The 15,702-nt window shown below is 42.3% G+C and carries 12 protein-coding genes and 1 pseudogene; 4 read left to right on the top strand and 9 right to left on the bottom strand.

Annotated features, from left to right (window positions below; translation table 11 throughout):
• The first annotated feature begins 127 nt into the window (after positions 1-127).
• Together G519_RS48295 and G519_RS48290 are read left to right on the top strand one after the other, a co-directional pair.
• Positions 128-1,480 (top strand): copper amine oxidase N-terminal domain-containing protein, encoded by a 1,353-nt coding sequence (locus tag G519_RS48295; RefSeq protein ID WP_051254122.1) that lies wholly within the window; start codon positions 128-130, stop codon positions 1,478-1,480.
• 152 nt (positions 1,481-1,632) lie between these two features.
• Positions 1,633-4,158 carry an EAL domain-containing protein gene (locus tag G519_RS48290; protein WP_051254120.1) on the top strand — a complete coding sequence of 842 codons (2,526 nt, stop codon included), beginning with the start codon at positions 1,633-1,635 and terminating at the stop codon, positions 4,156-4,158.
• Between the two features lie 87 nt (positions 4,159-4,245).
• Here the strand turns inward: G519_RS48290 and G519_RS0138905 are convergent, their stop codons facing one another.
• The 3 genes from G519_RS0138905 to G519_RS51860 all read right to left on the bottom strand — a co-directional run bounded on the left by G519_RS0138905 (position 4,246) and on the right by G519_RS51860 (position 6,265).
• Positions 4,246-4,851, bottom strand: a complete 606-nt coding sequence (locus tag G519_RS0138905) for a hypothetical protein (RefSeq protein ID WP_029199118.1) — start codon at positions 4,849-4,851, stop codon at positions 4,246-4,248.
• A 106-nt stretch (positions 4,852-4,957) separates the two neighbouring features.
• The gene (locus G519_RS0138900; protein WP_084160556.1) at positions 4,958-5,449 is read right to left on the bottom strand and encodes an FGGY-family carbohydrate kinase; all 492 of its coding nucleotides are present in this window, start codon (positions 5,447-5,449) and stop codon (positions 4,958-4,960) included.
• Between the two features lie 318 nt (positions 5,450-5,767).
• On the bottom strand, positions 5,768-6,265 hold the full coding sequence (locus G519_RS51860) for an MBL fold metallo-hydrolase (protein WP_307720106.1): 498 nt from the start codon (positions 6,263-6,265) through the stop codon (positions 5,768-5,770).
• Between the two features lie 161 nt (positions 6,266-6,426).
• On the opposite strand from G519_RS51860, the pseudogene G519_RS46795 reads away from it, so the two are divergent.
• Positions 6,427-6,818: pseudogene (locus G519_RS46795) on the top strand (Lrp/AsnC family transcriptional regulator).
• 220 nt (positions 6,819-7,038) lie between these two features.
• Here G519_RS46795 and G519_RS53870 read toward each other — a convergent pair.
• Both G519_RS53870 and G519_RS0138880 read right to left on the bottom strand, forming a co-directional pair.
• Positions 7,039-7,233 carry a DeoR/GlpR family DNA-binding transcription regulator gene (locus G519_RS53870; protein ID WP_369073737.1) on the bottom strand — a complete coding sequence of 65 codons (195 nt, stop codon included), beginning with the start codon at positions 7,231-7,233 and terminating at the stop codon, positions 7,039-7,041.
• Positions 7,234-7,323: 90 nt separating this feature from the next.
• Positions 7,324-9,045 (bottom strand): hypothetical protein, encoded by a 1,722-nt coding sequence (locus G519_RS0138880; protein WP_029199116.1) that lies wholly within the window; start codon positions 9,043-9,045, stop codon positions 7,324-7,326.
• 334 nt (positions 9,046-9,379) lie between these two features.
• Between G519_RS0138880 and G519_RS0138875 the strand changes: the two genes are divergently transcribed.
• Complete coding sequence (locus tag G519_RS0138875) at positions 9,380-11,743, top strand: immune inhibitor A domain-containing protein (protein ID WP_029199115.1); 2,364 nt, start codon at positions 9,380-9,382, stop codon at positions 11,741-11,743.
• Positions 11,744-11,893: 150 nt separating this feature from the next.
• Here G519_RS0138875 and G519_RS0138870 read toward each other — a convergent pair whose 3' ends face one another.
• From G519_RS0138870 to G519_RS0138855, 4 genes are read right to left on the bottom strand one after another with little or no spacing between them, the layout of a single operon-like run.
• Entirely contained in the window at positions 11,894-12,994 is a 1,101-nt protein-coding gene (locus G519_RS0138870) for an NAD(P)H-dependent flavin oxidoreductase (protein WP_029199114.1), read from the bottom strand.
• A gap of 23 nt (positions 12,995-13,017) precedes the next feature.
• Entirely contained in the window at positions 13,018-13,929 is a 912-nt protein-coding gene (locus G519_RS0138865; RefSeq protein WP_029199113.1) for a hypothetical protein, read from the bottom strand.
• Complete coding sequence (locus tag G519_RS0138860) at positions 13,929-14,690, bottom strand: glycerophosphodiester phosphodiesterase (RefSeq protein ID WP_036635619.1); 762 nt, start codon at positions 14,688-14,690, stop codon at positions 13,929-13,931. Before G519_RS0138860 ends, G519_RS0138865 begins: the two co-directional genes overlap by 1 nt.
• A 17-nt stretch (positions 14,691-14,707) precedes the next feature.
• On the bottom strand, positions 14,708-15,700 hold the full coding sequence (locus G519_RS0138855) for a CehA/McbA family metallohydrolase (RefSeq protein ID WP_029199111.1): 993 nt from the start codon (positions 15,698-15,700) through the stop codon (positions 14,708-14,710).
• Between the last annotated feature and the right edge of the window lie 2 nt (positions 15,701-15,702).

Genomic DNA, 15,702 nt, shown 5'->3' with positions numbered 1-15,702 from the left:
GTTCAATGGGAATAAGGTTTTTTCTTAATTTTTAAGATGTAAGTGCATCGACCCCCACTTCCGTAAATAAACCTTCGTATTTAAATACATGAACCAAATATTACATAATAAACGGAGGTTGAATAAAATGAAAAAAAAATTTTTGGTATTGTCACTTGCTTCACTAGTAACCCTTAGTTCCGCTACTCCTTGTTTTGCTCAGGCGAGCATATCAAGTGATCCGTCATCGTCTAGCGGAACTGCTGCTTCAAGTGCTACTTCATCAAGTTTCAACTCTGGAAGTGCCGAAGCCACGACACCATCGTCCAGCGGAGCTGCCTCTTCATCAAGTTCCAACTCTGGAAGTGCCGAAGCTTCCCCTTCTTACAAAGGGTCAACAGATTCGTCAGGCACTGCTTCTTCTATTGATCATTCAGAAAAAAATAAGTTTCCATCAACAACAAAAGAACAAGCTACCAACCCAAGCTCCTTTGATTCCAAATTAGGAAATACCGAAACTTCGTCTCCAACAAATCTGTTTAATTCTACTGAATTGCGTTTGGGAGATGAAAGCGAGAGTTATGTCACCCAATTAAACAAAGATAATCTTTCTTTCGAAGATGTAATGAAAATATCATCAAGTGTTGGAAACTACCGCTCAAAATTAGATAAAACCACATATGAAAAGTATGTAGTGCAACAAAAAGCTGAAAATGATCTTTTCGATTTAAAACAAAACGTCGATTCTAAATCAAATATACCTGATCAGATTCAAGCACTAAAGTCTAATCCGAAAAATAATAACTTGTATGTGGAATTAGCCTTGAAGTATATAGCAAACGGCGATCTGACAAATGCAGAGAATATAGCCAACCAATTGGATGCCAAGGCGCCGGGTAGTTATCTTTCCCTCCTCCTTAAAGCTGAATTGGCGGGAGTTCAAGATAAACCAAAAGATAAACAAATTTATCTCCAAAAAGCGATTGAAATCAATCCAAGTGGTTCGGTTGCCATGCTTAAACTCGGTGAAGAATTAACTCAAGCAGGCAAATCAAATGAAGCAATTGCTTATTTATCAGCCGCGTCTGCACTGAACCCGAAAAATGAAAAAGTATTTGAAGCGTTAAACACAGCGTTCTCCAAAAGCGGCAACACCGAACTTAAAACCTATGTAAACGGGGTTATACCCAAGTTTGAAGTTAAGCCGTTTATTGAAAATGGAAGCACACTAGTTCCAGTTCGTGCAATTTCGGAAGCTCTTGATGCTAAAATCGATTGGAATGGTGAGAAACAAGAAGTTTTCATTCAACGTGAAGATACGATCATTCAGTTAACGATTGGAAGTAATGTGGCTAAAGTGAACGGTAAAGAGGTTAGTATTGAAGCTCCGGCTGCAACAGTAAACGGTAATACTGTGCTCCCATTGCGGTTTATAAGTGAGTCACTGGGCGCCAAGGTAGATTGGAAAAGCGAAAGCCAGATGATCGTAATCTCTAAATAACGACCTGTCGCAGCAATAAACAACTCAATGTGAACTAATCAATTATAAGGAAGGTTGGCGAAGTTTCTATTCGCCCCTTTTTTTTATCTTATACATACAGCACAATATCTTTTAAGAGAGCCTAAACCTAATATGTTCAAGGAGGACTCCATATGAATTGGCATTTACCCCATGAATTGTTAAACCAATTTCCTTTCCCGTTGTTAACCCTAAACCAGGCAGGCCTAATAATTGAAGTGAATTCCGCTATGAAACATTTAACTGATTATGATAATGAAGAACTTTTACAAAAAACGTTTATATCATTGCTGCAGGACTATGATGCATCTGAAGTAAAGGAACAGATCAACAAGGTGGAAAATGGGACTATCGGTTCTTTTGATACGGGTATCTTGGGTAAAAATGGAGTTCCCTTAAGACTTCAGTTCGTCCTTCTTCCTCTTATCCAGGGAGATCAAATCAAAGCTATTCATGTCATAACCAGAGATATAACCGAAAGCGAACAAACCAAGGACGCCCTGCTTCAAGCCCAAGATCAAATAAGCAACATATTTGATACATTGGATGTTTCCATTTGGTCTGTCAACGTTCAAGACAACAAAATACTTCATTTATCTCCAGGAACAGAAATAATCTATAAGAGAACCTTGCAGGAATTTCATGATAACCCAATGCTTTGGAAAATGGTGATACACGAGAAAGATCTTCCTATAATAGAGCAAATGCAGCAACAACTGAGATTAGGCCTTTCAATGAAAAATGAATATCGGATTATCCATCCTGACGGGAACATCCGTTGGATCCATACCCGAACCATCCCACAACTAGATCGAACCGGGGCATTAATAACCTTAACGGGAATTGTCCTTGATATTACAGAAAGAAAAGAACTTGAGGAGAAAATTCGATCACTTGCGTTTGAGGATCCATTAACCGGTCTTCCTAATCGAAAACAATTTGAAGACATCCTGGAAATAGAGATTCAAAAGTCCAAATTAATAGGGCGAAAAATGGCTCTATGTACGCTGCATGTGAGTAGATACAAAAAAATCAACGATACATTGGGTGATCATATAGCCGATCAATCCATTAGATTGCTGGCCGAAAGATTAACGGAGTGCATACCTGATAGAAGTTGTATTGCCAGAATACGTGAAGATGACTTCGCCATTTTGATCAAAGACGTGGAACGTACCGATGAGGTGTTAGCTTTTGCCGATCAGCTTATACAAAAAGCAAGTCGTTTGTTTCATGTGAAAAACTTTGAATTTCACATGTTTTCCAATATAGGTATCAGCTTGTTTCCACATGATTGCAACGATCACCTTACCATGATAAAGCAATCTGCGATTGCCCTGCACCGGGCTAAACAACATGGTCTAAATAATATTGAAATGTACAATTCTGAGCTAGACATTGAAAGTTATCAAAATTATACCATGGAGAGAGACTTATACAAAGCAATTGAACGGGATGAACTCACCTTATTTTATCAACCAAAAATCGATGCTCAATCCTATAAAATCGTAGGTATTGAAGCTCTTCTAAGATGGAACCACCCGGAGTGGGGCTTGGTTTTACCTGCTAAATTTATACCTATTGCAGAAGAAACCGATTTAATCGTCTACCTCGGCGACTGGGTCTTAAAACAGGCTTGTCTCCAAAACAAGGCTTGGCAGCAAGCCGGATTTTCACCCGTCCGCGTTTCTGTGAATTTCTCCGCCAAACAATTTATTCGTAAAGATATGCTTGCCATACTTGAACAAATTTTAACAGAGACAGAGATCGATCCAAAATGGCTTGAAATTGAGATTACAGAGAATACACTTTTACAGTTGGGAGAGATGGACAGTCTATCTGCCATTAGGTCCATGGGTATAACCCTGTGTATTGATGATTTCGGTACTGGGTATTCTTCTTTAAACTATATTAGGCAATTAAAAGCGGATGTGCTGAAACTGGATAAATCATTTATTCAGAATATATGTGAAAATAACGAGGATAAAGCCATTGTCAAAGTTATGATCGGCATGGCTCACGATCTTAATATAGCTATTATTGCCGAAGGGGTTGAAACGAAAGATCAACTCTCTCTGCTTAGAAAGTTAAAATGCCACGAAATTCAAGGATTTTTATTTTCACCTCCCGTAGCACCGGAAGATTGTGAGAAGCTTCTTGCCAAGGAATACTGCATACTTACAGATGAGTCCGTAACCGTTAAAGAAAATATACAAAACCGCAGAAAATTTTTTCGAATTGAATTTCCATATCCTCTTCGCGCTGAAATGACTTTGGAAGAGATTAATGGAAAAAAAGTCAGTATCGGATCTACAGAAATTCTTATAGATGATATGGGTCCCGGCGGTTTAAGATTCCTTTCCTTCATCGAATTTCCACAGCGTCCGAATGTGATATATAAAATACGGACAGAGTTGCTAGGGAACATATGGGAATTTTCCGGGGAGGTCGTATGGGAAATAGAACTCATTCCCGGCATTCATCAGTTTGGAGTCAAGTTTAGGATAGACGAATCTATGCAAATGAGTCTAATTCAAATGCTCAATCAGTTATCGGTAAAGCTACGACGCGATCCAATAGTTCCAGATAGCGGCTTCATGATGGTAGATAAAAAAAAATATTTGTTAAGTCATCAGTATAAAAATAAGCTTAATGCCTGAATCGAAGCACCGATTTGATTTTTAGAGTCGTTCAGCAGCCTCAAATACGGAGCACATATGATGTTGGATTCCGATTTCAATGACAGCTCACTTCCCTACCCCTTTATTCATTACTGAAAATGCAATCAACTCATCCTTATCTGGGTCGATAATCACACTGCCTACATAATAATAATTGCACAGAATAAAGCCATCGATACAAATCTTTCGGGATACATCAACACGATTAATAAAAAGAGGACGTTTAAACACAAACGTATACCTAGCCACATTTTTCCCAGGAGTTATCGCTTTTTCTAGAAATATAGTTCTAGATCCTTGAGCTTCGCTTAGTTCATTTTTGCTAGGATCACCTGGTAGAGAGGCCGATTGAGATGTATCATATCCTATCATTTTTATTGGAGCGTTATGCACATAGGGTTCAATCATTTGCTTGATTCTTATATTGGGGATTTGGTGGTGAATTTCTACCAGTGAGAAGATGATGATGGATAGAAGAAAAACAATACCTACACCTTTTTCAAGTGTAATTTTTCTGGAAAATAGGAAGATATTCAGGCCTGAAAGCAGTATACATGCTAAGGTTAGCACATAAAACTGCAAGGCGGTCATGCTATATTGATAGGGCGCGACAACGATATAACTCAAAATGAGTACGATAACAAAGCTGCTTATTCTAAAACTTTTTCTCAAAGATTAACCTCCGATTTCCCAATTCCTTATACTACCTTTAAATTCTATTTTGTTCCAGAATATCATTGTTGCACAAAAAAAAGCTAGCCTGCTAAGGTTAGCTTTTTTACTGCTGACTTAGCCACATGTCATAGTCTAGGAGCAGCGGACGAAAGCGCGCGAACCCATTCTCGAAAATGGACCGATATTGCGCATGTCTCAGAGGATCAGGCATATAAACTTGCGCCTCTATGGGTGGTAGAGCATGCTCAAAAGAAGCGTACACTCCAGAACCGACACCCGCCATTAAAGCAGCGCCTAGCAGTGTTTCTTCCGATAAATTCGGATGCTGCAGCTCGATGCCGGAGACGTCTGCTTTTATTTGCAGCCAATGTTTATTCTTGGCACCCCCACCTACAACAATCAGTTTGTTGATAGGCTCTCTCCCCACTTTTTCAGCTTCCTGCCCCAGCCATTCCATCTGGTACGCGTTTCCTTCCAATATGGCCTTGAACATATCGCCTCGACTATGACGCGTAGTAAGTCCAATCCAACCAGCCTTTGCTACGGCATTCGGAGAAGGCGCACCGCAACTAGTCAAATATGGGTAGTGCAAGATACCAGTCGGAGCAGGGGCTACTCAAAGTAACTGGAACAAAGAAACCAAGCTAACTTCGGTTTGTTTTCAGCAAGAGTGTGCGGACGAGTTTACATTGGATGGTTTTGCTGTAGGAGGGTGTGTTTGAGCTAACCTCGGATGGTATTGCGTCAAATAGTGCATTCAAACACAACTACATGCAAAAAGTGCATCAATTTTCCTCTTTATCGGATGGAAGTAAACGTGTCGGGGAATTGGCTTGCTGTATTGCTTTTTAATTGAAGCCATAAGCACAAAAAAACCTCCAATCCGGTCACCGGAAAGGAGGTTTTGCGGGAATTATTGTTCACGCTTAGGAGCTAATTCAATCGCTTGCTTCAAAGCTTCCTTCAGACTTTGCTCATCAGCAATGCCTTCGATGTACAGAGTCGGCTGGCTGTCCGCTTTGAGGACAAAGCCTGATACATGCCCCATTTTCTTCCCGATATCACCTGTACCGTGCTGCCCGCTTGTTCGAACGATCGTCACGCCTTTGAACGTTAAAACCTCATTGATCGTAGTCACCGAAGTAAAACCAAAGGAAGCGATCGTTGCATTATCGTCCGGTTGGCATAGGATCGGTGTTGATTTTGACAGCGAAGCTGCAGCCGCGTCGTCCCAGTGATCCCGGTGCATATGCGTCACGAGTACTGCGTCCGGGTGAAATCCATCATGAATTCCAAAAGGCAACGGAACAAGCGGATTCCGTCTATCGTCTGTTGAATTGGGGATCGGGAGGTTCACCTTTGCGTCAGAGAACATCGGATCAATTAAGAAATACACGCCTGCATATTGCAGCCATAGCGTTTAGTGGCGAATCAATTGAAGTTTCATTGTCGTATACCTCTTATCTTTAAGTTTATGGTTCTGATACAATTATAGGATAAGCCAGAATTAGTGAATACGACATGGTGAAACTAAAAATCGGCTTTCATTTTCACATTGAAAGGAGTTTCCTAATGTTAAGCAACCATACGATCGATGAAGTAGATCTTCGGATATTGAATTACTTGCTAATGGACGCTCCCCAGTCCCACAAGGCAATTAGTTAGCTTGTTCACTTGACTGGGCAAGCGGTTGGCGCTCGCGTGCGCAGGATCTTGGTGTCATTGAAGGGTATACGCTACGCTGGAATCCGGACAAAATAGGGCAAGTCGTGCATGCCTTTGTTATCGTTTTTATGAAATCGAACACCGCCTATCATTTATTTCAAACGTTTGTTCAACAAAATGATAAGGTCGCTGAAACGCATCGCGTAAGTGGCGAAGGGTGCTACTGGATGCGGGTACGCGTCGGCACGCCAATAGAACTGAATGTTTTCCTCGACGAACTCTTGAAGTATGGCAACTAAAAGGTAAGCCTATCGATTGGCCAAGTCAAATAAGAAACAAATGATATATTATTCCGTTAGAAAACCGGAACCCCCAACTGAATTCCCCCATCCACAAGGTTGCCTTCAATAAATAAAGCGGGGGTCCTAGATGCCATTAAGGCTTCTTTGGACCACTCGCTATTCTTTACTATTACTTTAACTCTCATTCATCTTCATTGAGGATCAATTACTTTGCAGGTCAAACAATCACCTGCACACCGCACTGACGGATTTCATTAAGAATACTAGGTTCTACTATGTCACTAGTAACCAAAATATCAACATCTTGAAGGCTGTAAAAAGAGTCCAATCCCTGCCGCTCGAATTTGCTATGATCGGCAACAATGGCAATCTTTTGTCCCGCAGATATCATGGCCCGCTTTACTTCAGCTATTTATAATAAATTGATTACTTTGTATTCCACCTGCTGTGTTATCAGAGATTAGACTAAAGGATGGAAGAGCTTTTATAAGTCAACTTCCAGCTACATCTTCCTGACTTGACTAATCAGAACTTCAGAAGTTAACCATTTACGAAACACAAGCAGCAGCACAAGTGAAGGTAAAGTTATTATAGCCGCTATCTGCATAATAATCGGATCTCCAGGCTCGACTCCCATTTTATTTACACCATTTGTCATTGTTCTAAAGACCATAATCGGTGAAAAAGTATTCGAATTCGACATATACAAGGACGAAACGAAGTACGAATTACACAAAGTTACAAACTGTAAAACACCAAGTGCGATTAGGATTTTCCAAATCTTTGGAATAAATAAAGTGAAAAAGGTATATAGCTCCCCACGCCCCTGTTCAGCGTTTTGTTCTTTAAGACTTGCATATTTACTGTTAAAGATACTCTTTACTACAAACACATTCAAAATTGCAAAAAATCCAAGAACCATCTGTGGGTATACCGTATTAATCATTCCAAAGCTTTTGATAATCAAGTATTCTGAGATCGTTCCTGAGCCGGCTGCTAAGACAAAAAGTAATACTAGTTTGTAGATGTTTCTTCCGGGCAAATCTTTAACTGTTAACGGGTAAGCTAACGTTGCAGTGATGAATAGATTCACAATTACCGCAGCAAAGTTAATCACAAAATAACCTACATATCGAGTAACAGGTAATACTTGCCACAGATTTAAACCGGAAGTACTGCGGACAGTGAAAGGTTGAATACATATATAATAAATCAGCCCCATGATCCCAACAGCATATAAAGTTGAAACAATAATACCTATTGTATGTCTATGTTTACTATGCAATTGAATAGCCTCAGTACCTTTTGAATTGTTGAAAAGATCATGTGAAAACAATCTTCTAACTAACAAGTAAGCAGCAAACGTTCCTAGCAACTGAACAACGAATTGAATCGTCCCAATAGTACTTGCTATGTTATATTTACCGCTAATTAGTCCGGATCGATACGAAAATGTATCTATGGTATCTGCAACTTCGTAAACTAACGGATTATATAAATTCGGGACAAGCTCGAAGTCCGTGGAAAGAATGGTTGATAGTTGAAAAACCGCAAACGCAAGAATCGACCGGATTGCTGAGATAACATGTGATCTTTTATAGCTTTCAATAGCTATGTTTTGAGTAAGCAGGACTGAACGCTTAGATTCAATTGCAGCCAAAGCTATCAAAATCGGTATACCGCAAGTTTTCAGCGCCTCAACTATGACTAGCATCGGTAGAAAAAACTTGGGATCTCCTAGTATAAATAAATGAAGATTAAGCTTCTCTAGTTGGGTAGGTGCCAACATATGGGATATCACATAGGCCACAACAACCGATGGAATAAATAATGGCATAAGAACTATTGTTGTAGTAAGATTCCTCAACTTGCTGGACCTTAAACCACTCACCGCTAAAGCAACCACGAGTGCAATCATTCCGCAAATCGTTATATACGCCAATTTGATAATCAGGGTATTCGTAAATGCGTTTTGGAAGCCAGCATTCCCGAACAATTGAAAGAAATTATCAAAGCCGACCCATGGACTCCCCCATAATCCTCGAAAAACAACATAATTCTTAAACGACATCACTATGTTTGTGATTATTGGAAACATCTTAAATAAGGCAATCAAAAGAAGAGCGGGTATGACAATTATATAGTGCAGTTTGTACTTCCAAATACGGTGTAGGATTCCCATTAAAGATCTGCGACTTCCAGTACCTATTTTCACGTGTTCCAACGTTTCTTCCCCCTTCATACTTTCATCCATAAATGATAGACATGATAGGAAGATAGTATCGCATATGTAGGAGGAAAGTCTGGCATATTATGGAATCTATGGAAATCGAAAATTAGAAATCATCACACAGACACTATTACCATGTCAGTTGTACTCTAATGATATTTAAATAAACACACGAAAAATCAAGAAAATAGTCGAAATAGGAAAAATATGGGCCAAACTACGCAGGACTAAAAGCACTTACTAGAATAGTCAAACTATTATTTAATTTTAATATACCATTGGTTAAATATGGATTAGTTTCATACTCTATTTTGTAGGAGGTTTCATTTTGAAAAAAAGCACCTTGAAAATCACTAGTTTTTTACTAGCAACGAGTTTAACAGCAGGACTTTTCACAACATCATCTGCTGCATTCGCAGCTGGATCCGACTACGAAGAGGCACTTGAAGCACCGCCGGTAGATTTTAATATTGTAGACGATGAACGTTTGGCCAAAGGATTGATGGACAGAGGGCTGTTAAGCAAAAGTGCAACACCTGAACAAATAGCCAAAGCCGTCAAATCATACGTATCCACCAAAAACAATAAAAGTGTTAAATCAAAAGAAGACACGCAGCATGATGAAATAGACAAAAAGTCAAAGGATTTTATAGCGAAGCAGAAAACCAAGCTGTTATCGCAATTGAACAAAGGCCAGGAGAACTTTAAAAAAGGAAATCCAAATGGCATACCCGTACCCTCGGCAAAACAAGATACATACAACGGTCCTGTTCGTGAAGATAAAGTACTTGTTCTTTTGACTGAATTCTCGGATTTTAAACATAACAATGTCAAACAAGAGCCTGGTTACATGTTTGCAAACGATTTCAATCGTGATCATTATCAGAAGCTGATGTTTGGAAATAATGATTTCACCTTATTCGATGGTTCCAAAATTCAAACCTTTAAACAGTATTATGAAGAGCAATCCGGTGGCAGCTATACCGTAAATGGATACGTATCCGATTGGTTAACCGTTCCTGGTCAAGCTGCTCAATACGGAGATGATAACCCTGCTGGCGGTCATGATAATTTGAATCCTCTGGGTCCTCGTGATCTTGTGAAAGATGCTCTGAAAGCAGCAGTTGCATCCGGCATTAATCTGGCTGATTATGACCAATTTGACCAATACGATATAGATGGGGATGGCAACCAAAACGAACCTGATGGGATCATTGACCATCTGATGATTATTCATGCAGGAACGGGACAAGAAGCTGGCGGCGGACAATTAGGCGATAATGCGATCTGGTCTCACCGCTGGACTTTAAATGGTGTGTATCCGATTGCGGGCACAACTGCCGGGGTCGACTATTGGGGTGGCCGTATGGCTGCTTACGACTATACCATTCAGCCTGAAGATGGTGCCGTAGGTGTTTTTGCTCATGAATTTGGTCATGACTTAGGGCTGCCAGATGAGTACGATACTCAGTATACCGGACAAGGCGAGCCCGTTGCTTCTTGGTCCATCATGAGCGGCGGTAGTTGGAACGGTAAAATTGCCGGCACAACACCTAGCTCTTTTTCACCTCAAAACAAAGAGTTTTTCCAGAAGACCATGGGCGGAAACTGGGCAAATGTAAGTGAAATAAATGCAGATGACATTACAAAATTAGGTACGGCTGCGATTATTGATCAGAGCGTAACGAAGTCGAAAAACCCAGGTATTGTTAAAGTTAATTTGCCGGATAAAGCGGTTCCAGGTATTCAACCAGCATTCGGTGCACACTATTATTACAGTACAAAAGGCGATAATCTTCATACCACACTCACAACGCCTGAGTTTGATTTAACCCAAGCACAAACCGCTACATTTGACTTTAAAACCTTATACGATGTCGAGTTTGAGTATGATTACTTAACGGTTACAGCATCAACGTATAATGAACAAGTGACCCTCGATATTATTGGTGACAATGATACAAACGGCGACGCGCGTGCGGAAACTACAAACGGAGCTTGGGTTGATAAGTCCTATGATTTAAGCCATTTCGCCGGCAAAAAGGTTACCCTCCACTTTGACTACGTCACAGATGGTGGACTCGCATTGAATGGTTTTGCCATGGATAATGCGAAGTTAACCGTAAATGGTCAAGTCGTATTCTCAGACGATGCTGAAGGCGCTCCTAAATTTAACTTGGACGGCTTTGTAGTTTCGAATGGTATGGAACTTAAGAAGCACTATTATTATCTGGAATGGAGAAACTACGCTGGTGCAGACAAAGCTCTTGCCTACAGCCGTGGTGTCAAATATAATACCGGACTTCTCGTTTGGTATGCAGATGACAGTTATCTCGACAACTGGGTCGGTATCCATCCAGGACAAGGCTTCCTAGGTGTCGTAGATTCTCATTCCGATGCTTTAATATTCAAAAAAGATGGACAGGATTCCGTCGCGCAAACGACTCGTTATCAAGTCGCAGATGCAGCCTTCTCCCTAGACAAGACGCCTTCATGGTACATCAACAACCCAACCAGAGGCGAATACAACTATAAATCCTTGCAAGGTGTAGAGGAATTCTCCGATTCCAAAAGCTACATGAACGCATTAATTCCTGACGCCGGACGCCTTGTGCCGAATTATGGATTGAAATTCCGAGTTGTCGGTGAAGCGAAAGATAATTCTGCTGGATTAGTTTGGATTCATAAGTAATTCCCAAAATAACGAATCGACGTTCCGCCAAATAGTGATCGGGTGGCTTCCCCTTGCAATATCGACATAAAACAAAAAAAATGAGAAGGCAATAACTTTGCCGCCTCATTTTTTTGCTTTATGCCCCTTTACCTCTTGGGAGAGCCCGCATTATTTCGTATCGCCATAACTTTCAATCGACAATATGGACATGGCCTGCTGGATCGTTTCCGCAACAATCTGCCCCGCATTTTGTCCGGACGTAAGCATTCTTGTACCTTGTCCTGCCCATAAGGACAAATAGTCGGCATTGCTTTGACTAGCAGCAGCATTCCTAATATCCCGTGTAGCGGTATTTTGCGTCGGAAATGGAAGTGGCTCTACGCCGCTCGCATCCCATTGTTTAATAAAATGGTTGCGTACCCCTCTAGCTGGTCGACCTGAGAACACCTTGGTAATAACTGTGCTCTCTTCGGTGCTATTCAATAACGCATTCTGATATGCGGCATGTGCCCCAGATTCAATAGAAGTCAAAAAACGCGTCCCCATCTGTACACCCTGCGCTCCAAGAGCAAGGGCGGCAACAAGCCCACGACCATCCATTATGCCTCCAGCGGCAACTACTGGAATCCGAACACAATCAACAATTTGCGGAACTAGTGCAAACGTGCCAATATTAGCACCCATAGGGTGATTCGAAATGTCGAATGTTCCCCGATGCCCGCCCGCTTCGCTTCCTTGTGCAACTATGGCATCACAACCGGACTGCTCAGCTAAGATCGCTTCATTAACCGTGGTCACCATGGTGACAATTCGCATGCCGGCCGATTTAGCTTGTCGCATTAAGGGTTCGGGAAGGACACCAAATGCCGTACTAATGACAGGGACTTTCTCTTCCAACACGACGGCAAATTGTTCTTCAAAATGGTCCGGAGTTACAACGGGTTCCTCATCTGCATGCGTTATTCGAAGTTGGTCTCTTACCTGGTTGAGCTCTCGCTGAACTTCCTTCGTTCTTTCATTGTTGTCCGTCATTTGAATTGAAAATAAATTCACCCCGAATGGCGCATCCGTTAGCTGACGGATTTCACGAATTGCCTTACGGATGGCACTAGGCGTCATATAGGCAGCTCCCAGCGTCCCAAGTCCGCCTGCGTTAGAGACAGCTGCCACCAATTCCACGGTTCCAGGGCCCCCCGCCATTCCAGCGAGGAAAATCGGATAACGAATATTAAACATTGTACAAAGGTCTGTTTCAAGTTGAATTCTCATCGTATCCCCCATAGAGATCTGATTTAAATGCGTTGAAAGCGTTGCGGCCATTCCATTTTCGGATGGAAATTGTACAGCAGCCCCTCTGTATATATAATAGCATTTACCCATAGAGATTTGAAAATCAGAGGCTTTTGATCGAGGAATTGCAGCGGATCGACCGGAACCGAGAAGTTCGTAAAGTCTTCAAAGTCACCTTCGAATCCTTTCGGCCAATGTCGTTTCAAAGGATGATCCGGGACACGCCCGCCAACTTTCAGCTGCTCAAAAGTCTCCTGCAGCCACTCCATGGCCGTGACTTCCTTCATCGGGACCACTAAATCTTCCCATCCCTTGAGAAGAGAACCATGTTTCCCCCACTCGATCCGAATAATAGGACGCCCGTCATTTTCATGCGCCTCCTGAACAGCTGCCTGTGATTCGATAACACTACTGTGAAAAAAGGTCAGTACATTCGTCACGACTTCCGTATGAGGATCGTACTCCACCCAAATCTCTTCATGATCGCATGGCTCATAATCATCCGGGAAATCGTAATCGTCTTCCCAAAACAAATGGTAGCCAATCAGCGGAAGTGTCGGATGATGAACTGCCACTACATCCTTTAGAGGGAAAAACTCTAGCGGCGTTGTAAGCAGCATCGGGCAAAATTTGCGAATAAAGCGAATTTCGCGTTCTTCCAGCGGCTGCGGCGGAGCCAGCTCCAGAGTTCGCTTGTACTGCTCGCCCGCGCGCCGTAAATTTCCATCGAGATGGAAATATTCCGCCCGCCAGGCGGAGAATTCCGATTGCTCAGGGCAAACCTCCTGAAGCAGGTCTAGTATAGGAAGGACCGTCTGGAAATAGGCGCTTCCCGCTTTTACATCGCCACTCAGCATTTTGGCCGCAAGTGTCTCACTAGCAAGCTTGAATTCATGGGCGTAAATTTCAATCACTAACGCTCACCCCGCATCTTTTGCTTCAAATGCACCAAGGCAGTTACATTTCTCGTGGTTATGGATGCAACGCCCAAATCGGCAATCTGCATCATTAAGTCTTCTTCATTTACAGTCCATACATAAACCGGCAGACCTAAGGATGTTGCATAATCCATTAACTCTTGGCTCACGACACTGTAATGGATATTGACGCCAAAACAGGAGGCTGCAAGTGCATCCTCGCAGGTTTTTACCATAGCATCTCGATATGGAAGTGTTTTAAAAAGGTTGTGGTCGGTATTCAGTAGTTTGCGCATTTCTGGGTATAATCGCTCTGCTAACATTGCACGATCCATTCCACAGCCGGATAGAAAAGCTTGCTCCAACATCCCATATTGCTTCACCAAAACAGCAACAGGTTCGATACTCTCGTCCACTTTCAGATCCAAATTCACGACTTTGCCCGAAGCTTGGATAAGCGGCAGTATGTCTTCCAATCGGCAGATTCGAATCGTTTCACGTTGTTCCCCACGAGTGACCTCGAACTGAAGTTCTTTTAACTCTTCAAAGGTCATTTGTGAAATGGACAATTTCAAGCCATCCACGGTGACCCATTCATCATCATGAGCCAAAACCGCGATGCCATCCTTCGTCACTCTAATGTCTTCCTCGATCACGTCTGCACCGAGACTAATTCCCGTTTGCACGGAATCGAGCGTATGATCAATCGTGTCCATGCTGCCGCAGTGAGCAGTTATGAGCGGAAATCGATAACCCATGCTACCAACACTCCCTTTCATCGATCCACATATATAGCATTCGTAAAGGCGATCAAAGTGCGAACTCCACGAACGATACCTTTTAGCTCAGCCCGTATCCATAGAAGTTCATCGCCAGGAATTTCGATCTCGTAATTCGGCTGATCCATAGCAACGAATTGCTCACTTAGAACACCTGTATTCCCTATCAAGTTTAGCGTATAATGAGGTTCCTGAAAATCCCAAATCTCTTTCCGCACATGAAAATCTACGTTTACATGGACCTTATAACGGTGGCTGTGATCCTGCTTAGGGATGACGGCGCCAATGCCGTAGGCCGCAGTATTTGTTCGAATTTCTAGCGTTACTAACGGTCCCATGGTTATCGAAGCTTTGCCATCCGCGAGTGCACGCACTGCTCGGTTTGTCACTGTTCCTTCCCCGTCATCGATGTCGAGATACGTAACCGATACAGGCTCATCCGTTTGTTCTTGTGCATGCCAATCTCTCCCTGACGTGGCCGCAATCCGATAGCCTTCATTCAGCTTATCGGTCCATAATCGGTAGGCGCGGTCATTGTCCGTTTTAATCGAAGGAAACGTACCTGACCATACCTCGATATAGTCAATATCATGCCAATCCTCGATGTTGAATTCCCAGAAGCAGCCCGTACAAATTGGACTTCCTATGCGATAAGGATGTGCCATTCCGACAATCCCCCCGCTCCTATGAACATCGGCAATTCCTTTGTGGATATCGTCTGGGCCTGCCGGACGCCAGTCAACAAAATTGGTCAGTCCTATCGTCACCATATGACCATAAAAGGTCGTCCATTCCATCCCGGAAATGATCGAAATTCCGGTTTCTAGCTCCACGGCATCTTTATCATGTAAACCCGTCATGGTATTATGGTCGGTCAACGCAATGCACTCGAATCCAAGCGCCTTGGCGCCACTCGCCAATTCCATGAGTGTTTGTCTTCCATCGCTGTGGAAAGTATGGCTGTGTAATTCGCAAGCAATCCAGGGCATGC

Source organism: Paenibacillus alginolyticus DSM 5050 = NBRC 15375, assembly GCF_000422905.1.
GTDB lineage: Bacteria > Bacillota > Bacilli > Paenibacillales > NBRC-103111 > Paenibacillus_E > Paenibacillus_E alginolyticus.
Note: the sequence above shows the minus strand (reverse complement) of the source record. Positions and strands in the feature narration are given on the sequence as shown.